General features: G+C 70.0%; 16 protein-coding genes. 8 read left to right on the top strand and 8 right to left on the bottom strand.

Features of this window, described 5'->3' with window-relative positions:
- Positions 1–349 precede the first annotated feature (349 nt).
- Together BL254_RS26720 and BL254_RS01595 are read left to right on the top strand one after the other, a co-directional pair.
- Positions 350–646, top strand: coding sequence for a hypothetical protein (locus BL254_RS26720; RefSeq protein ID WP_162233222.1), 297 nt, complete (start codon positions 350–352; stop codon positions 644–646).
- Positions 643–2925 (top strand): phage holin family protein, encoded by a 2283-nt coding sequence (locus BL254_RS01595; protein ID WP_235433604.1) that lies wholly within the window; start codon positions 643–645, stop codon positions 2923–2925. Before BL254_RS26720 ends, BL254_RS01595 begins: the two co-directional genes overlap by 4 nt.
- Here the strand turns inward: BL254_RS01595 and BL254_RS01600 are convergent.
- Entirely contained in the window at positions 2918–3961 is a 1044-nt protein-coding gene (locus BL254_RS01600; RefSeq protein ID WP_047223712.1) for an MBL fold metallo-hydrolase, read from the bottom strand. The genes BL254_RS01595 and BL254_RS01600 overlap by 8 nt on opposite strands.
- Positions 3962–4322: 361 nt before the next feature.
- On the opposite strand from BL254_RS01600, the gene BL254_RS01605 reads away from it, so the two are divergent.
- Entirely contained in the window at positions 4323–5387 is a 1065-nt protein-coding gene (locus tag BL254_RS01605) for a YbhN family protein (RefSeq protein WP_076842303.1), read from the top strand.
- A gap of 123 nt (positions 5388–5510) precedes the next feature.
- On the top strand, positions 5511–5951 hold the full coding sequence (locus tag BL254_RS01610; RefSeq protein WP_047223710.1) for a peptidoglycan-binding protein: 441 nt from the start codon (positions 5511–5513) through the stop codon (positions 5949–5951).
- A 104-nt stretch (positions 5952–6055) separates the two neighbouring features.
- Here BL254_RS01610 and BL254_RS01615 read toward each other — a convergent pair whose 3' ends face one another.
- The 5 genes from BL254_RS01615 to BL254_RS29195 all read right to left on the bottom strand — a co-directional run bounded on the left by BL254_RS01615 (position 6056) and on the right by BL254_RS29195 (position 10935).
- Entirely contained in the window at positions 6056–7390 is a 1335-nt protein-coding gene (locus BL254_RS01615; protein WP_076842304.1) for an LLM class flavin-dependent oxidoreductase, read from the bottom strand.
- Positions 7391–7583: 193 nt separating this feature from the next.
- Positions 7584–8450 carry an ABC transporter permease gene (locus tag BL254_RS01620; protein WP_052914707.1) on the bottom strand — a complete coding sequence of 289 codons (867 nt, stop codon included), beginning with the start codon at positions 8448–8450 and terminating at the stop codon, positions 7584–7586.
- A complete protein-coding gene (locus tag BL254_RS01625) occupies positions 8437–9426 on the bottom strand; it encodes an ABC transporter ATP-binding protein (RefSeq protein WP_076842305.1) in 990 nt (329 codons plus the stop codon). Before BL254_RS01625 ends, BL254_RS01620 begins: the two co-directional genes overlap by 14 nt.
- A gap of 122 nt (positions 9427–9548) precedes the next feature.
- Complete coding sequence (locus BL254_RS01630) at positions 9549–10547, bottom strand: ABC transporter substrate-binding protein (protein WP_047223708.1); 999 nt, start codon at positions 10545–10547, stop codon at positions 9549–9551.
- 310 nt (positions 10548–10857) lie between these two features.
- Positions 10858–10935 carry a putative leader peptide gene (locus BL254_RS29195; protein WP_371389806.1) on the bottom strand — a complete coding sequence of 26 codons (78 nt, stop codon included), beginning with the start codon at positions 10933–10935 and terminating at the stop codon, positions 10858–10860.
- A gap of 1009 nt (positions 10936–11944) precedes the next feature.
- On the opposite strand from BL254_RS29195, the gene BL254_RS29200 reads away from it, so the two are divergent.
- A complete protein-coding gene (locus tag BL254_RS29200) occupies positions 11945–12382 on the top strand; it encodes a PadR family transcriptional regulator (RefSeq protein WP_371389783.1) in 438 nt (145 codons plus the stop codon).
- Between the two features lie 378 nt (positions 12383–12760).
- Positions 12761–14614 (top strand): serine/threonine-protein kinase, encoded by a 1854-nt coding sequence (locus BL254_RS01640; RefSeq protein WP_052914706.1) that lies wholly within the window; start codon positions 12761–12763, stop codon positions 14612–14614.
- On the opposite strand, the gene BL254_RS01645 is transcribed toward BL254_RS01640, so the two are convergent.
- Complete coding sequence (locus tag BL254_RS01645; protein ID WP_200902457.1) at positions 14605–14964, bottom strand: hypothetical protein; 360 nt, start codon at positions 14962–14964, stop codon at positions 14605–14607. The two genes, BL254_RS01640 and BL254_RS01645, sit on opposite strands and share 10 nt — an antisense overlap.
- 218 nt (positions 14965–15182) lie before the next feature.
- Here BL254_RS01645 and BL254_RS01650 point away from each other — a divergent pair, with 218 nt between their 5' ends.
- The gene (locus tag BL254_RS01650; protein WP_083730754.1) at positions 15183–16202 is read left to right on the top strand and encodes a crotonase/enoyl-CoA hydratase family protein; all 1020 of its coding nucleotides are present in this window, start codon (positions 15183–15185) and stop codon (positions 16200–16202) included.
- Positions 16203–16420: 218 nt separating this feature from the next.
- Positions 16421–17668 (top strand): stage 0 sporulation family protein, encoded by a 1248-nt coding sequence (locus tag BL254_RS01655; RefSeq protein WP_371389786.1) that lies wholly within the window; start codon positions 16421–16423, stop codon positions 17666–17668.
- 36 nt (positions 17669–17704) lie between these two features.
- Here the strand turns inward: BL254_RS01655 and BL254_RS01660 are convergent, their stop codons facing one another.
- On the bottom strand, positions 17705–18430 hold the full coding sequence (locus BL254_RS01660) for a response regulator transcription factor (RefSeq protein WP_076842306.1): 726 nt from the start codon (positions 18428–18430) through the stop codon (positions 17705–17707).
- Positions 18431–18761: the final 331 nt, after the last annotated feature.

The following is an 18761-nucleotide window of genomic DNA, read 5'->3' on the forward strand; positions in this document are numbered from 1 at the left end:
TGTTTCTATGGTGSGTGATCGAAGTGTCTACGATGGGCGTAAGGTGGTGATCCAGTGTGTTGCGTGACTTCCGGATCAGCTCACCGGGACCATTCGCCCGAATTGCACCCGCCGGCGCCTGCTCAAATACCGGTATTTCTCACTCCCGGGCTTGCTTCAGATCCCGCTCCGGGGCCATGACCCGCGGCCGGGCACCCGGATGCCCGATATCCGGTCGTCACCACGACCATCCGGCGCTCATCCGCCGGACAACCGCGCGACGAGCGGGCGGACGGCCAGACACGGACAATTTCCCGTCCAGCCAGTCGAAAATCCGTCAGATATGATCCCAAACACCCACGGCACGGCCATGAGCAACCGCACCGCCGGTGACCAACGCCAACAGGCCCCGAACAACAGAAAAGATCGCCAGAAGTCCGTCGTCGCGTACGCCCACCAGGCCGAAAAGAGCGCCGAACGACGAGCTCGTCCGGGCCACGCTCCACGCGGACGGACGCGGACGCTGTCCGCGCTGCTTGACCAGCGCTCTAGTCTGCGCTGGTCATGGTTGTGGGTCACACCGGTGCTGACGGCACCGACACCGGTACGCGGTCCCGCCCCGCCCGGCCCGAACGTGGACGCGGGCACGGGCGGCGCCTCGCCGTGATCGGTAGGCTGCTGCGGGGACGGCTGCGCCTCGCCGGCATCGTGCTGCGCGACATGAAGCCGACGCCGCACCGCCTCCTGCGCGTCACCCGGTCCGTCGTGGCGAGCGGGCTTGCCCTCGGTCTGGCCCTGGAGTTCCTGCCCGGCATCGAGATCAACGGCTTCGGCGCGCTGATGCGCCTGGTGGTCATTCTCACCCTGGTGGGCGTGGTGCTGCGGCCGGTGCTCGTCGCCCTGGCAGTCGCGCTCGGTGGGATCGCCGTCCCGTTGATCGGCCTGTTCGCGCAGACCCTGGTGATCTACGTTGCGCTGCGCATCGAACCAGAGGTGATCTCCAGCAGCTTCGGTGCGGCCGTCGGGGTCGCCTGGGGCATCGCGGTGATCTCGGCGGTCGTCGGCTGGCTGGCCGACGCCGGCAGCGACGGAACGTTCAGCAGCGAGGTCATGCGACAGGTCGCCCGCTACGGCGGYGGGGGCGGCAGCCCGTTCGACGGCCCGGGAGTCGTCATCGTGCAGATCGACGGCCTGTCCGCGCCGCTGCTGCGGTGGGCGGTCACGGCCGGCAACCTGCCCACGCTGAGCCGCTGGGTCCGCGGCGGCTCGCACCGCTTCGTCGAGTGGCACACCGGCATGCCGTCGACGACCCCGACCAGCCAGGCCGGCATCCTGCACGGCACATCCGGCCACGTCCCCGCCTTCCGCTGGTACGACAAGGAGGCCGGCCGGCTGGTGGTCACCAACCGGCCGCGGGACGCCGCCGAGATCGAGCGGGGGTTCAGCAACGGACGTGGCCTGCTCGCCGACGGCGGGGTCAGCATCAGCAACGTCTTCTCCGGTGACGCGCCGCACAGCCTGCTCACCGTCAGCCAGGCCGGTCTGCCCGGCCGCCGGGCCCGCGGCTACGCCTCGTTCGCGGCCAGCCCACAGGGGCTCGCCCGGTCGCTGGTCCTGACCATCGGCGAGATGATCAAAGAGGTGCACCAGGCCCGCAAGCAGCGCCGCGACAACATCTTTCCCCGGGTCCGCCGCGGTGGCTCGTACGTCGCGCTGCGCGGGTTGACCAACGTCCTGCTGCGCGACCTCAACGTCACGTTCATCGCCGAGCAGATGGCCCGCGGCGTACCCGTGGTGTTCTGCGACTTCGTGGACTACGACGAGGTCGCCCACCATGCCGGGCCCAACCGGCGGGAGTCGCTGCAGACGCTGGAGGGCATCGACCGGGTGCTGGCGATGCTCGAGCGGATCGCCAGTGCCGTCGAGCGCACGTACGAGATCGTCGTCCTGTCCGACCACGGGCAGAGCCAGGGCGCGACGTTCCGCCAGCGCTACGGACGGTCCCTGGAGGACACTGTCCGCGGCCTGCTGACGCCGGGGGCGGCCGCGGCCGCGGCAACCGGGACCGCCGAGGGCTGGGGCCCGGTGAACACCCTGCTCACCGAGGTCACCGGCGGCGGGGACGGCACCGGGCCGGGGCGGCTGATGCTGCGCCGGCGCACCGACGACGGGCAGATCACCTTCGGCCCGTCCCGGTTGGAGGTCACTCTCGATCCGCAGCGGCCGGACCTCGTCGTGGTCGCGTCCGGGAACCTGGCCATGGTCTACCTGCCGCAGGTGGCCGGCCGTGCCGATCTCGAACAGATGGAGTTCCTGCACCCCGCGCTCGTCCGCGGGCTGATCGACCATCCGGGGGTCGGGTTCGTCGTGGTGCGCTGCCAGGGGCACGGACCGGTCGCCTTCGGCGCCCGGGGCCGGATGTTCCTGGAGACCGGGGTGGTCGAGGGCACCAACCCGCTGCTCGGGTACGGCTCGCGGGCCGCCGCGGACCTGCTGCGCCACCAGCGGATGCACAACGTCGGCGACATCGTCGTCGTGAGCCGGATCGACCCCGGCACCCGGGAGGTTGCCGCGTTCGAGGAGCTGGTCGGCTGCCACGGCGGGATCGGCGGCGACCAGACCCGGGCCGTGCTGCTGTACCCGGCGGGCTGGCCGGCCGTACCCGGCCCGATCGAGGGCCCGGACGCCGTCCACCACCAGCTCGTCCGCTGGCTGGAACAGCTCGGGCTGCGCCGCGGCCCGCTGCCCGAGCCCCGTCCCGCCGCCTCTGGCGGGCCGGCCGACACGAAAACCGCGCCGGCCCCGAAACCCCCCGGAGCCCACGAGACCCCCGGCGTTCAGGAAGCCGCGGAAACCACGCAGAACACGGTCGGACGACCGGTGGAACCAGGTGCGCAACCGGGTACGGAGCAGCCGGCACACGCTTCGTCGAAAAACGTCACCTGACAGCTCTCGCGGGCGTCCACCGGCCGGCCGGCGGGTGGACCAGGGACTCGCCGTGGGCGAGCACACGCACCTCGGCGGGCAGGTCGGCAGCGGCGGCTGCCAGTCGGGCGAACTCGCGTCCGGGCTCGTGGAAACGGTCGGGACGCACCCGGTCGAAACCGACCGGCCAGAAGGTCCCGTAGTGGATCGGTACCGCCATCGCCGCGGCCTCGGCCACCGCCTGCGCGGGGAGCGGCCGCGGGCCCAGCGTCCGCCGGACCGCCTCGATCGCGCCGGCCGGGTCGAGATGCCCGGGGCCGAGGGTGGGCCCCCAGCCGCCGACCGGGACGAGAGCGAGGTCGAGGCCGAGCGGGGCGAGATCGGCCATGGCGTCGTGCAGGGCGGTGTCCCCGGCGAACCACACCGTCCGGCTGCCGGTCACCACGAATCCGAGCGCCGGGCCGCGATGGCGCGACCACGGCCCCCGCGAACCGTCGTGCTCGGCGGGCACCGCCAGCACGTCCAGACCGGCGGCGACCGCCACCCCACCGCCATGATCGATATCATGATCGACGGCGGGACGGACGTTGCGGCCATCGCCGTGATCGACGTTGTGATCGATACCGCGGCCATCACCATGATCGATGCTGCCGCCGTCCCTCCCGCCGTTGTCGGTGTGGCTGTCAGCGCTACCACCGGCATTGCCGAGCCAGGCGGCTGTGCCGTTACGGGGAGCCACTCGGACGCGGTCACCGGGCACCATCTCCACGCAGCGTTCGGCGAGCGCCGGGTGCCGGCGGGCCAGCAGGGCGGCGCCACCGCGCGGCAGGATGATCGGCGCGGTCGGCGGGAGCAGCTTCAGCGACGGGATGTCGAGATGGTCGGCGTGCAGGTGCGAGACGACCGCCGCGTCGACCCGCGCGGCCTGCGCCACCGGGCGCGCGCCAGCCCGCCGGCGCAGGTGRGCGACGCGCATCCCGAAGACGGGATCGGTCACCAGCCGCGTGCCCGCATCGGCGATCACAACCGTGCTGTGCCCCCACCAGGTGACGTCCACCCCACCAGTGTGCCCGCGGCGCGCCGCCGCCCGCGGTCTCCTCGCCGTGCCACAAAAATCGATGCTTCACGGCCACGAATGACAGATTCGGCACCGCCAGGACGCCTGATCGGCATGTTCACCGGCGCACGGTCAGCCTGAATCCCGTGTTCCCGTGTGGTGACGGGGTAGACAAGAGCATCGATAGGCCACCATGAGATGCGATGCGCGGTCTCACGACAACGATGTCCCGCCGCCGGATGTCCCGCTGCCGGCCCGCGGAGTGCTGTACGCGCTCGCGGTACTGCCCGTGGGGGTCCGCTGATGGCCATGACGGTGGTTGTGCCGGCACGACAGCGAAGGCGTCCACGGGTGCGGGCCGATGACGCTGCTGCGGGTGCCCCGATGGCTGCGCCGGGGCGCCGCGGTCGTGATACTGGCACTGATCGTCGAATACGCGGTGCTGCCGCAGCTGGCCGGTGCCCGCAAGGCGCTGGAGACGTTCTCCGACGTGGAGCCGCGTTTTCTGGTGCTCGGCCTGGTCCTGGAGGCGGCGTCCCTGCTCGCCTACGCGATGCTGACCCGCAGCGTGCTCGCCCGGGAGGGCCGGCCGTCGCTGTGGACGCTGATCCGGATCGACCTGACGACTCTCGGTGTCAGCCACATGCTGCCCGGCGGTGCCGCCACCGCGAGCGCGCTGCGCTACCGCCTGCAACGCAGTGCCGGAGTCGGCGCCTCCGAGGCGGTGTCCGCCGCGGCGATCCAGGGCGCGGGCTCGGCGGTCGTCCTGAACGTGATCCTGTGGATCGGCCTGTTGATCTCCATCCCGACCCGGGGCGGCAACCCGATCTACGGCACGGCCGCGGCGGTGGGGACGCTGCTGATCGCCGCCGTCTTCGTCGGCGTGATACTGCTCACCCGGGGCAGTGAACGAACCGTCCGCGTCGTGCGTTCCGTCGCCCACCGCACGCCGGGGCTGTCACCGGACGGCGCCGAACGGCTGGTGCGCACCTTTGCCGACCGGCTGCGGGTCCTCGGCGCGGACAGGCTCCAGCTCGCCAGGGCGACGCTGTGGGCGGCGGCGAACTGGCTGCTCGCCGCCGCTTCCCTGTGGGTGTTCCTGTACGCCTACGGCCACGCCGCGTCCGTGGACGGCCTGCTGGTCGCCTACGGGCTCGCCAACGTGCTGGCCGCCGTCCCGATCTCCCCCGGGGGACTCGGGATCATCGAAGGGGTGCTCGTCCCCACTCTGGTCGGGTTCGGCTCGACCCGAGCCGTGGCGCTGCTGGGGGTCGTCACCTGGCGGCTGGCGAACTTCTGGCTGCCCATCCCGCTGTCGGCCGTGGCCTACCTGTCCCTGCGGACGGGGTCGCTGCGGCACCGCAAGCTGCCGCGGCAACGGCCGTGGAACGATCCGAGCACGATCAACGAGGAGATCACAACCTGATGACCTGACGCGGGCAGCCATCCCGGCCGGATGTGTGACTGACAGATATAAGATCATCACTCATAGTGTTTCTAGGTGGCCGCCACCGGTCGCCCCGAAACCAACCGCCAAGGAGGCTCAAGCATGTCCGCGACCTGGCCCCTGCAGAAGAACGGCAGCAGCGGCGAACCCGCACAGACCGTCCAGTACCTGCTACGCGCGCACGGATACTCGGTGACCGTCGACGGTGTCTTCGGGCCGGCGACCGAGGCGGCGGTGCGCGCCTTCCAGTCGTCCGCCGGGATCGTGGTCGACGGTGCCGTCGGCGACCAGAGCTGGCCGGCGCTCATCATCACCGTCCGTGATGGTGACCGGAGTGAGAAGGGCGACGCGGTACGCGCCGTCCAGGACCAGGCAAACGCCCGGATCAGTGACCCCGGGAACTTCCTCCCCGTGGACGGTGTCTTCGGCCGGCGGACGGACGCCTGGGTGCGCGGCTTCCAGCAGCACGCCGGCATCACCGTCGACGGGATCGTCGGACCCACCACCTGGAACCGCCTCGTCAAGGACGAACCCGGCAACTGACCACGACCAGCCCGCGACCGGACGCGAACCGGTGGGCACCGGCCCCGCCCACCGGCGCCGCCCCGCCCGCCCGACGGCGACGCCGGCTCGGCTCAGCCCGGCGGTCAGGCCTGGATGGCCAGGCGGTTCGTGGGGCGGGGCAGGCCGTAGTGCTCGCGCAGGGTGCGTCCGGTGTACTCGGTGCGGAACAGGCCTCGGCGCTGCAGGATCGGCACCACCAGGTCGACGAAGTCCGTCAGCCCGCCGGGCAGGAACGGCGGCATGATGTTGAAGCCGTCGGCCGCGTCCTGGGTGAACCACTCCTCGAGCTGGTCGGCGATCTGTTCCGGCGTGCCGGCGAAGACCCGGTGCCCACGGCCACCGCCTAACCTGGCGATCAGCTGCCGGAGGTTCAGCCCGTCGCGGCGGGCGAGCTCGCTGACCAGGGTGAACCGGCTCCTGTTGCCGTTGATGTCCCGTTCGTCGGGCAGGTCGGGCAGCGGCCCGTCCAGCGGGAGACCGGTGAGGTCGACGCCGACCATGTTCGACAGCTGCGCCAGGCCGTACTCGGGGACCTGCAGCGCTGTGAGCTCCTCCTCCAACTCCCGGGCCCGGGCCTCGGTGGCACCGATGATCGGGCAGATACCGGGGAGGATCTTCACGTCCTCGGGCGCGCGCCCGTAACGGGCCAGGCGCGACTTCAGGTCCTTGTAGAAGGTCTGGCCGTCGGCGAGGGTCTGCTGGGCGGTGAAGACCGCCTCGGCGTACTGGGCCGCGAACTCCTTGCCGTCCTCGGACGAACCCGCCTGTACCAGCAGCGGATAGCCCTGCGGGGAACGCTGGACGTTCAGCGGCCCCTGGACGCGGAAGAACTCGCCGACGTGCCCGATCTGACGAATCCTGCCGGCGTCGGCGTATATCCCGCCCGCCCGGTCGATGATCGGGGCGTCGTCCTCCCAGCTGTCCCACAGCTTGGTGGCGACCTCGACGAACTCCCGGGCCCGGGCGTACCGCAGGCCGTGCTCAAGGTGCTCGTCCAGGCCGAAGTTGCGGGCCTCGTCGAGGCTGCCGGAGGTGACGATGTTCCAGCCGGCCCGCCCGCCGCTGATGTGGTCGAGGGAGGCGAACTTGCGGGCGACGTGGAACGGCTCGTTGTAGGTCGTCGAGACGGTGGCGATCAGGCCGATGTGCTCGGTGACCGTGGCCAGCGCGGAGAGCAGGGTGATCGGCTCGAAGCCGCCCAGCACGTTGTGCCGGACCTTGCCCCACAACGCCAGCCCGTCGGCCAGGAAGAGGGAGTCGAGCCTGCCTCGCTCGGCCGTGCGCGCGAGCTCCTGAAAATACGTCAGGTCGGTGGCGCGCTCGGGCTGGKTCCGGGGATGCCGCCAGGCGGCATCGTGGTGCCCGGCGTTCATCAGAAATGCGTTGAGATGAAACTTCCGGTTGCCAGCGGCAGACATCACGTCCCTCTTCCCACGGACGAATTCCTACGGACGGGTGAACGGCTGCTCCGGCGGGCCAGCGGAGAAGATCGCCACGAGTTTGTCGTTGTGTGCGCCGGTGGGGATGAAAAGCGTACACAACGGCAAACTCGCCTGGATCATGTTCCGCGCGGACGGCCACGGATACCGGCCGCGTTGCGCGGACGGCGCGCTAGGAGTTCGAGGTGACCCGCCACCTCGTGAAGCGCCGTTCCAGAGCGAGCAGGCCCTGGTTGATGATGAGGCCGACAGCCGAGACCGTGATGATTCCCGCGTACATCTCAGGAATCGCGAAGTTCGACTGGGCATAGTTGATCAGATAGCCGAGCCCGGCCTGGGCACCGACCAGCTCGGCCGCGACGAGTATCAGGATCGCGTAGGCCCCGGCCAGCCGGACGCCTGTGAAAATCGTCGGCACAGCAGACGGAAGAATGACCTTCTGGAACAGCCGTACCGATGGCAGCCCCATCGACCGCGCGGATTTCACGAGCAGGGGGTCCACACCCTGGACACCACTGATCGTGTTCAGCAGCACGGGCCAGACGCAGGCATAGACGATGATGGCGATCTTCGAGGTCTCCCCCAGCCCGAAAATCAGCACGAACACCGGCAGCAGGGCCAGCGGAGCGGTGTTGCGGAAGACCTCGAGCACCGGGTTGAGGAACTGTGCCGCCAGCCGGAACCAGCCGATGAGCAGTCCCAACGGCAGCGCGATGGCGATGGCGATGGCGAAACCGCTGGCCGCCCGGGTGAGGCTGGCGGAGGTGTGCTCCCACAGGTCGCCGCTGCGCAGCAGTACCACCCATTCGTCGGCGACCTCGGAAAAGGGCGGCAGGAACACCCGGTCGACCACGCCGAGCCGCGGGAGCGTTTCCCAGGCGGCCAACAGGATCAGAATGCCCACCACCCGGCGGGAGATCCCGCCGGCGATCCGGCCCACCCTGGGCAGCCAGCTACGGCGAGAGGCGGCGACCGGGGAGCCGGCGGACGCGGAAAGCCGGGTTCCGGCCTCGGTACGGGTGTTCTCAACGATGGCCAACGCTGGTCACTTCCCTCTCCGCCTGCCCCGCGGCCGCCGCCTGCCCCGCGCGCCCCGCTGTTCCTGTGTGCTCCTCGTGCCCGCCGGCCTGCGCGGGTGCCGCGCCAGCCGCACCACGGCGGGCCGGCCCGCCGTCGAAGGATGCCCGCTCACCCGCCGCCTGTTCGTCACGCTCGGTCTGCTGGGCTCTGGCCACCTCCTCGTGCAGCAGTTCCCAGACCTCATGCCGGTAGCGGACGAACTCGGGATCGGAACGCAGGTCGTTCCCGTCCGCGCGGGTGGTGATGGGGATGTCGACGATCTGCTTGATCCGGCCGGGCCGGGAGGTCATCACCGCGACCCGCTGACCGAGGTACACGGCTTCGTCGATGCCGTGGGTGACGAAGAGAATCGTCTTGCCGGTCTTGGCCCAGATCCGCAGCAGCTCGTCCTGCAGGGTTTCCCGGGTCTGGGCGTCCAACGCGGCGAAAGGCTCGTCGAGCAGCAGGACCGCCGGGTCGTAGGCCAGGCTCCGCGCGATCGCCACCCGTTGTTTCATACCGCCCGACAGTTCGTGGGGATATCGGTGCTCGAAACCGCTGAGCCCGACAAGGTCGAGATAGTGCCGGGCCAGCGCCGAACGTTGTGACCGCGCCACCTTCTTGGCCTCGAGACCGAATTCGACGTTGCCGAGGGCGGTCCGCCACGGGAACAGCGCATACTGCTGGAAGACGATCCCCCGGTCGAGGCCGGGGCCGGAGACCGGGTTGTCGTCGACGAGTACCTGGCCCTCGCTCACACCGGTCAGCCCACCGAGGATGTCCAGCAGGGTGGACTTCCCGCAGCCGCTGGGGCCGACCAGGGCCAGGAACTCACCGCTGCGGATGCGCAGGTTCACCTCGTCGACCGCGGTGAACTCGCTGACGGCGTTGCGGCGGTTGCCGTGGTCACGGACGGCGAACCTCTTCGTGACGTTCCTGAATTCTATCGTGCTCATTGCCGATCATCTCTCGGTGTCGGTGAAGGATGATTCCCGGTGCCGCGGCGGCTGGGACGGCGCGGCACCGGGAATCCCGCGTCCGGAGCGGGATGCCGGCCCGGTTCCCGGGAACGGCTCCGTCAGGAATTCGCTCGGAAGGAATTGAATTCGTTGGTGAAGAGTTCGGCCGGGGTGACGTCCTTCTTCAACTGGCCGTTCACCTTCAACCAGTCGGTCCACCGAGTGAAGTCGGCGTCCGCGATGAGCCCGCCCTTGCCGGCAACCCCGAATCCCTTGAAGTACTGGATGGCGGTCGTGTCCTCCTTGCGGTCACGCTTGGCGATGATGTCCTTGAAGCGGGCGATGACCTGGTCGAGAGGAGTTGCTCTGGACCATTCGATGGCCTTGCCCACGCCCTCGACGAACTGCCTGGTCGTCGTCGGGTTCTTCTTGATGAAATCCTCGCGGAGCACGTAGCTGCCGGCCGTGAACGAGCCGAAGAGATCGTAGTCGCTGAACAGCGGATGGATCCCGCCCCGGGCCAGCGCCTTGTCCCGCAGAATTCCGTTGAGAACCGCGACGTCGATCTGCTTCTCGCGCAGCGACTGCTCGGTGTTCACCGGCGGGACAACCGTCGGTATCACTTTCTTGATCTCGTCCTGGCTGAGACCGCCCCGTTTGAGGTACTCGTCCAGGATAGCCTCGTAGTGCGCACCTAGCGTGTTCATCCCGACTTTCTTCCCGAACAGGTCACGGGGTGACGTGATCGGACTACCGTCAAGAACGTAGAAACCGCCGAAGACTTTGTTGTCGATTCCGTAGCTGCCGGCTACTGCCTTGATCGGCGAACCCGCGGCGATCAGTTTGATGATCGCCCCGTTGAACGCCGCGCCGAAGTCGACGTCCCCGGTGGCAGCCGACTGGATGTCCTGCGGGCCGCTGATCGTGTTACCGATCCACTTGAGCTTTATGGGGCCGAGATAACCGAGGTCCGCGGCAAGCTCGACCGGTGTGACCGTACCGACGGAGCCCTGATAACGCAGTTCCGTCTGTTCGACCTGGGCGGCACCGCTGCCGTTGTCCTGCCCACAGGCCGCCAGAATCAGCGTCGCGACCAGGGCGATGGCTGCTGGCAGCATCCCTGGTCGGCGTCGAACGGCACGTCGAACACTGTGCTGCATGGTGAGGTCGAATTCCTCTCGGGTTTGTCTGCGGACCGGTCAGCGGCCGGCACGGCCCCGGGCGGCGATGAAGCGACATTGATCGACCGTACCGCTGAAGTCAACTGTGATATTACGGTCGTACGCGACACGAAAATAACAGCCACGGGAAATCAGGGCGGCGCTGCCGGCGCGCAGCACCCACCCGTCGGAACAGCGGGGAGAAAAAGGCGGGACGGACGCGGGATGCATGCTGTGGCCATGATGGCCGATCAAAGAGGACGGCCGGTCAGGCGGAACACATGGCGCTGGCGACGCGGAGGAGGTCCACCGCGCGCCGGACCGACAGGCCGATATCCCTTGGCATGTTATGCACTATGTCAGCCTACAAGCCGGGCTGTCAACAAGTTGACCGGGAATTCTGCACGGCTCGGACGTACCGACAAGGACGTAGCCGTCCGACTACTTTGAGAATCTGATTATTTTCCGGCAATGCTTAATTCCGACCCGCGTCGTGTAACGCTTATTCAGGGGACGGTGCCGGCCGGCAGCCCATCCCGGACGCCGGTGGCCCGAAGGAGACCGCCGACCCGGCCGCGGGATCGGCAGACTCACCGACACCGGCACGGCGCCGTCGACAGGGGCGGCCGCTGTTGACACCGACAGCGCCGCCCGCATCGACAGCACCAGCGAGACCTGCGAGAGCGCCCGCACCGCCCACCGGTGACGGCGCCGACACGTCGAAACCCGCGCCCCCGGTCAGYCAGTCAGCGGAGCCCAGCGCCAATGCCCAACTCGCCCTGTTGCCCGTGCTCCCGGATCGGCCAGTCAGCAGGTCGTCGAGCCGTCGCATCGGCGGCGGCACCACCCGCACCAGCCAGCTCTGCCGACGTGCGGTACGTCACACCGGTACCGGTACCGATACCGGCCCCGGCACCGGCGGCCGGGGCTCGCGGCAGCTTGCCCAACGGTGCATCGCGATATATCGTGAGCGTACGCGATACAACGACTGGAGGGTTATCGTGTACGCATCGGAATTTCCTGGATCGTGGCCATGGAGCCGCGGCAGGCATGGCAGCCCCGGCTCCGACCGCCTCCGGGCAGCAGCCGCCGACGATCGAGGCGGCTGGCAGCACAGCAGACACGGTGGATACGGCAGGCACGGTGGGCCTGGTAGGCATGGGGGGCCCGGCGGCGGTGTTCCGTTCGGCCCTGGCGGCGTTCCCTTCGGACCGGGCTTCCCCGGACCGGGCTTCCCCGGCCCCGGCTTCGGCCCGGGCGCCCGGGGCTTCTTCCCCGGCGGCCGCGGCCGCGGCGCGAAGGTCAGACGCGGCGACGTCCGCGCGGCTGTCCTCGCCCTGCTCGCGGAGGCACCGATGCACGGCTACCAGATCATCAACGAACTCACCGAACGCAGCCAGGGCGCCTGGCGGCCGAGTCCCGGCTCGGTCTACCCCGTTCTGCAGCTGCTCACCGACGAAGGGCTCGTCCGCGCCGAGGAAAGCGACGGTAAGCGGGTGTTCCACCTCACCGACGCGGGCCGCGCCTACACTGACGCCCACGCGGACGAACCCAAGCCCTGGGAGACAGCCGCGGCTGCCGCCAACCACGGCCTGACCGACCTGCGGTCGCTGGCGTTCGGCGTGGGAGCGGCCGTCGTGCAGGTTGCGCAGACCGGCAGCGACGCCCAGGTCCAGGCCGCCCAGAAGATCCTCGTGGATGCCCGACGGGCGCTCTACCGCATCCTCGCCGAGGACTTCCCCACCGAACCGGACGACAACGAAGCCGCCGGGGACGATGGCCGGGCGGACTGACCCGGCCCGCTGCCCGCGAGCGTCCTCGGCCGGGTACCCGCTACCCGACGCAACTTCCTGTCCCGGCCCCAAGCTCGGGGCCGGGACAGGAGCGGGACCTCACCCGGCCGCTCATGCCCCGCCGGGACCAGCGGAATCGTCTCCCGGCGGACTGGGGCATGCCCGGGGCACAGCCCATGACGGATGTGWCGCAGGGCTCCAGCCATTCGGCGTTCYAGACAGATGTTCCAGACAGCGCAGCCGCCCGCTACCGCCCTCGGTAGCCCTGCCCGGAATAGTGTGAAGTATCGGTTTAATCCCCGACGGCCCCAGGTGACCCCGATAGTCCCCAGGTGATGGGATGGGCACGGTTTTCTCTGGGGGAAGGGGGCTTCTGCCATGCAGAAGCTGGGCTCTGGCTACGTTCTACACGAACCGATCGGCCGCGGCGCGTTCGGCCAGGTCTGGCGAGGATCCACCGTCGACGGYGACCGCCCGGTCGCCGTGAAGGTGCTGCGCGGGGAACTCGCCGACGACCCCGAGGCCGTCGCCAGGTTCGTCCAGGAACGGTCCGTGCTGCTCGGCTTCAGCGACCCGCACCTGGTCACCGTCCGGGACCTCGTCGTCGAAGGCGACACCCTCGCGATCGTGATGGATCTCGTCAACGGTGTCGATCTACGGGTCTACCTGCGCGAACGCGGCACACTCGAGGTGGCCACAGCGGTCGCCCTGACCTGCCAGGTGCTGCGTGCGTTGAGCACCGTGCACGCGGCCGGGGTCGTCCACCGTGATCTCAAACCCGCCAACGTGCTCGTCGACATCACCGAYCCCGACGATCCGCACGCCCGCCTGACCGACTTCGGGATCGCCAGGCTGGCGCACGGGCCGTCCCTGACCCGCCTCACCGGGATGATCGGGACGCCGATGTACATGGCTCCGGAGCTGGCCCACCGGGAGCACGCGCGGCCGCCGGCCGACGTCTACAGCGCGGGCGTCATGCTGTACGAACTCCTCGCCGGCCAGCCGCCGTTCTCCGCTCCGCACCCGGTCGCGCTCCTGCGCGCCCACATGGAGGACGCGCCGCAGCCCATACCCGGCCTGCCACCGGCGCTGTGGGACGTGATCGCCGGCATGCTCGCCAAGGCGCCGGCGTGGCGTCCGACGGCGGACGCGGCCGAGCGGGCGCTGGCCGGGCTGGCGGCGTCCGGCTTCCAGCCCGTGGTCGCGCCTGCCGTGTCCGGACCGGGCGGCGCTGTGGGGGGTGCCTTCGTGGCAGGTGGCACCGCGGTACCCGGGGCCGCGCCGCCCGCCGATCATCCCTGGAACACTCCGCCGCCGGCGGCCCCGGACGTCAGCCAGGCGCCCACCGCTGTAGCCCACGTACGGTCGCTGGACGGTACGGCGTCCGCATACTCCGCATACTCCGCGCAGGCGGGCGCGTCCGTCTCACCGCAGCCCGGCGGGCGGCCGTCCGGCCAGTGGCCGGAGGGCGCCCTGGGCAGGCCGGCACGACCGGGCGGRCACCGGCGCCTTCCCGCGGCCGTCCTCGCCGCCGTCGCCGCGGTCGCGTTACTGACCGTGGGTACCGGCGTCCTGTTGTGGGCTGTCGGTGACGACAGCGAGGCGACCGTCAGCGCGCGCCCGGCGACGACGTCACACAGTGCCACCACGACACAGGCGGCCGGCCCCACCGCGGCCCCRCCGACGCAGAGCCTGGCGCTGGCGGCAACGTCCGCTCCGCCGCCGGAGGCGCCCTCCATCGCGGAGGCAACCGCCGGCACCGGTTCGGACGGTACCGGCTCAGATGGCATCGGCCCGGCGGACGCGGCCGGCCCCCAGGGCCAGGCACCGGCCGCCGGACGCCCCGGCGCGGACGCGCCACCACCAGCGGCACCGGCACCGGCACCGGCACCGAAGAGCTACGACATGCCGGCCGGATTCCCGGGCTCATGGTCCGGGACGGTCAGCCAGCCCGGCTCGACCCCGTACACGGTGAAGATCGCTCTTACCGACGGTGACATCGGGGAGAACGTGGGCCGGGCGTCCTACCCGGATCTCGGCTGCATAGCCGATCTCTATCTGACCGATGTGGCCGGGTCGACGATCCGGGTACAGGGGCGGCTGGTGGTGAACTCGTACAACGCCTGCGTGGCGGCAACGCTTGATCTCAGCCTGCGGTCAGGTTCGTCGATGAACTATCTCGCGCAGTCGCCGGGATTCGTCAGCGCCTCCAGCGCGGTCCTCTACCGCTGACCTTCGCTGTCGGCGATCTCCAGCCGTCGCACGCGGAGGTGCTCGACGTCGAGCGTCGCGATCCGGATGCTGCCCACCCGCGCCCGTCGGACCGCCAGCCGTCCGATCGCGAGCGCGCCCACGGCGAGGGCGCCCAGCGCCGTCGCGCCGAGGGCCAGCGCTCCGACGGCGAACGCGCCCACCGCCTTCGCCCCGGTGGCCACGACCGCACCGCCGGGGGTGGCGGGCACGATGCCGCCGGTGGCACCACCGGCGGCAGTGCCGGCGACTTCGGATCCCTCGCCGATGTCGGATCCCTCGCCGGCGTCCTGGAGGGCTGGCCGGCTGGTGGACTGCGTCAGATCGCTCACCCTGTTGAGGGTAGAGCCTTCCGGTGGGCTGTCGAGTTTCCCGCCGACCAGGCCGGTAACTACCCGGCAGTAGTTTGTGTCCCAGCCTTCCGGCCACTCAGTATTCGGATACTCACAACCCGGCCGTCGCATGACGAGCCACCATGGGACGTCCGTTCGCGACGTCCACCGGCACGGCCTGGCGCCGTCCAGACCCTGACGAAGCAGAAGGGAATCCGATGACGACGGACGGGCCCGACGTGAAAGCCGCCGCGGACGACGACACCGCCGCCACTGGTGGCAGCACACCCCACTCCGATGGTGCCAGCACGACCCGTACCGGCGACACGACCCGTACYGGCGACGCCGGCGGTGGGCGAACCGGGCCGCGACAGCCGATCCCGCTGGAGCCGTACCTGTTCGCCGAACCGCCGGCACAGCCGCTGGTGTCGCTGCGTGTCGAACGCCACGGCGCGGTCGTTCAGGTCACGCTGCTCGGCCCGGGCAAGGGCAACACCCTGGGCACGGACTTCTGGCGTGAGCTCCCGCGGGTGTTCGCCGCCCTGGACGCCGACGACACCGTGCGGGCGGTGGTGCTCACCGGCTCCGGCAACCACTTCTGCTACGGCCTGGACCTGGCGCTGCTGGCCGAACTGGGCGACGTCGCGAGCGACGACGACGGCGGCCTGGCCCGGTTCCGCACCGGTTTTCTCCACCGGCTGCGGTCCATGCAGGACGCGCTGGACCTCGTCGCGTACAGCCGGAAGGCGGTCGTCGCCGCGGTCAGCGGCTGGTGTGTCGGCGGCGGGGTCGACCTGCTGGCCGCGTGCGACGTCCGGTACGCCAGCGCCGAGGCGCTGTTCAGCATCCGGGAGGTGAAGGTCGGCGCGGTCGCCGACCTGGGCAGCCTGCAGCGCCTGCCCGCCATCATCGGGGACGGGCACCTGCGGGAGCTCGCGCTGACCGGCAGGGACATAGACGCCGCCCGCGCCGAACGGATCGGCCTGATCAACGACGTGCTGCCCGACCCGGCCGGCGCTCTCGCCGCCGCGCACGCCTTCGCCGACGAGGTGGCGGCCAACCCGCCGCTGGTCACCCAGGGCATCAAGGACGTCCTGGACAATGCCCGCTTCGCCGCGGTCGAAGCCGGGCTGCGCTACGTCGGGGCCTGGAACGCCGCGTTCCTCCATTCCCACGATCTCGCCGAAGCGGTGACCGCCTTCAGGCAACGGCGACCGCCGCGGTTCACCGGCCGGTGATCCTGGTTCCCTGTCGTTCTACGGGCTGTCGACCGGCCCCGACGCGGACGTCACCCGGCTGCGCTGACCCGGCGGCCAGGCGGAATCGCCTCGCTCATACAGCGGATCGTCGCGCCTCGGACGGATAGGCTGACTCAACGGCAGCATCCGGCCGTGGCCACGCCCGCGTCAGGCGGAGCGGGCATCGTCGGCCGGTGGCCGTGGCCGGAGATCGGCTGGTGGCCAGACAAGGGCGACCCGGCCGGCAGCCAGCGGTCCAGCCGGAAGCCGACGGTCGGGAGGACGGTGCGGACGGCATGCCGATGATGTGCGCGGTCACGTTTTCGCCACGTGGACGGCTCTACTACGCCGATCCCGGACCGTATTCGCCGAAGGTCGGGGACAAGGTTCTCATCCCCACCGACGCCGGCCCCGAGGTCGCCGAATGCATGTGGGCACCGCAGTGGGTCAGCGATGACATCGGCGGACTGCCGGTCCTGGCGGGAATGGCGCAGACGGCCGACATCGAACGGTACGCGACCTCCCGGCGGCGTCGGGCGCAGGCGCGTGTCGCGGCAAAGCGTCTGATCCGCGAACACGAGCTACCCATGAAGGTCGTGGGTGTCGACCACATCTGGGCCGAGAACATGTTCACGATCTATTTCACCGCCGACCACCGGGTCGACTTCCGAGGCCTGGTGCGCGACCTCGCCCGTACCCTCGCGGCCCGGATAGACCTACGTCAGCTCTCCGCCCGGGACAGCGCGCGCATCCAGGGAGGAATCGGCTCCTGCGGGCGTGACCTGTGCTGCGCCACCTTTCTCACGGACTTCGAGCCGGTCAGCATCCGGATGGCCAAGGACCAGGATCTCCCCCTCAACCCCATGAAGATAAGCGGTGCCTGTGGCCGGCTGATGTGCTGTCTGCGCTACGAACATCCGCTGTACGAACAGTTCAAGGCCGAGGTCCCGGCCGTGGGCGCCCGGGTGAGCACACCCGACGGCGACGGGCGGGTCGTCTCCCACGACATACCGCGTGACCAGGTCATGGTCAGGCTGGACGCCGGTGGCGGGCGATGCGCGTGCAGCCGGGCGAGCGTCTGCGACTCACGCAAGGAGTACGAGGCGGCCCGCCCGGGGCCGGGCACAGCCCCGGGGGTGGCGGATGCCCTGGTGGGACAACAACCGGACGCCGCCGAGAGCATGGACGACCGGAGCCCGGACAATGGCAGGGACGCGGCGGGGCCGGCGTACCCGATGGTGCCCAGCCCGACAGTCCCACCGCTGGTCGCACCGGACCCGGCCGTCGCACGCCCGGCCACGGCAGCGGCGGAATCGGCAACGTCAGCCGCACCGGCTGCCACCGCCCCCGCGGCGCCGCCCCCGGACAACGCCCGGGCCCGACGCCGCCTGCGCCGGCAGGCCTCCCGCGACACGGACACCAGCTACCCGGCCCCGGAGGCATCGCCCCCGGGGCAGCACACCTAGACGGTCAGTGACCCGGCGCCGCCGGGTAGGGCGGGATCACGGGTCGAAGCGGTATCCCATGCCACGCAGGGTCGTGACGAGCCGACGCTGCGGTGGGCGTCCCTCGACCTTGGTCCGCACCCGACGGACATGCTCGGTGACGGTCGCCGGATCCTGGAAACGCGTGCCCCAGACCTGTTCCAGCAGTTCTTCACGGCTGAAAACCCGGCGGGGATGGCTCGCCAGGAAAGCGAGCAGCTCGTATTCGCGCGCGGTGAGATCGACCCGCTCACCGGCGACCGCGACCTCCCGGGCACGCAGGTCGATGGAAACGTCTCCGTAGACGAGTGGGTCGTTTCCATCGCTGGTGCGCTGCGGTGGCGGCTCGACGGGGCGACGGCGCAACCTGGCCCGCACCCGCGCGACAAGTTCCCGCAGCGAGTATGGCTTGACCACGTAGTCGTCGGCCCCGAGTTCCAGACCGACGACCCGGTCGACCTCCTCGGCCCGGCCCGTCAACATGATTACAGGTACTTCGCTGGTCTGCCGCAGCCGGCTCAGTACAGCGAAGCCATCCATACGCGGCATCGCGACGTCAAGCACTACAAGGTCGACTTCGGTCGTCTGGAAAAGCTTGAGCGCGGTCTCGCCGTCAGCCGCCTCGAGTACCCGATAGCCGAACCGTTCAAGGCTGCGGGCAAGCGCAACCCGAGAAGCTTCGTCGTCCTCGGCGACGAGTAGGGAAGCCCCCCTCGTTGCTGTTGCAGTTGCGTCCMCGGTCATGGCCGAAACCCTACGCAAGCTCTCCGGAACCGCTGCGAGCGGGGTATCGGTATGTGCGGGGATCCCTGATTTAAACACGTTACAGTAGCGTGACGACTACTTATTGTCAATGAAAGGACATCGGAGGCACACGGGATCGGGAGCTCTCGACAGCCCCCCGACTCGACCCGGCCGCAACATGGAAGAAACATGATCTTACCGCCTTTGCCCCTGAACGATCACCCGTACCGTCACGCCCACGTCGGCGGCGGGATTCGCCGGGCCGCTGGATCGCCGGAACACCGAATCACCGGAAAGCGACCGCCGCTCGTCCGCACCGAGGATCCGCCAC

It is taken from the genome of Protofrankia sp. BMG5.30 (assembly GCF_001983005.1).
Classification (GTDB): domain Bacteria; phylum Actinomycetota; class Actinomycetes; order Frankiales; family Frankiaceae; genus Protofrankia; species Protofrankia coriariae.

Coding starts and splice junctions, on each gene's coding strand:
- BL254_RS26720 (WP_162233222.1), top strand. CDS start 350: ATGAGCAACCGCACCGCCGGTGACCAACGCCAACAGGCCCCGAACAAC.
- BL254_RS29195 (WP_371389806.1), bottom strand. CDS start 10,935: ATGCCAAGGGATATCGGCCTGTCGGTCCGGCGCGCGGTGGACCTCCTC.
- BL254_RS29200 (WP_371389783.1), top strand. CDS start 11,945: ATGCACGGCTACCAGATCATCAACGAACTCACCGAACGCAGCCAGGGC.
- BL254_RS01605 (WP_076842303.1), top strand. CDS start 4,323: ATGACGCTGCTGCGGGTGCCCCGATGGCTGCGCCGGGGCGCCGCGGTC.
- BL254_RS01625 (WP_076842305.1), bottom strand. CDS start 9,426: ATGAGCACGATAGAATTCAGGAACGTCACGAAGAGGTTCGCCGTCCGT.
- BL254_RS01630 (WP_047223708.1), bottom strand. CDS start 10,547: ATGCTGCCAGCAGCCATCGCCCTGGTCGCGACGCTGATTCTGGCGGCC.
- BL254_RS01610 (WP_047223710.1), top strand. CDS start 5,511: ATGTCCGCGACCTGGCCCCTGCAGAAGAACGGCAGCAGCGGCGAACCC.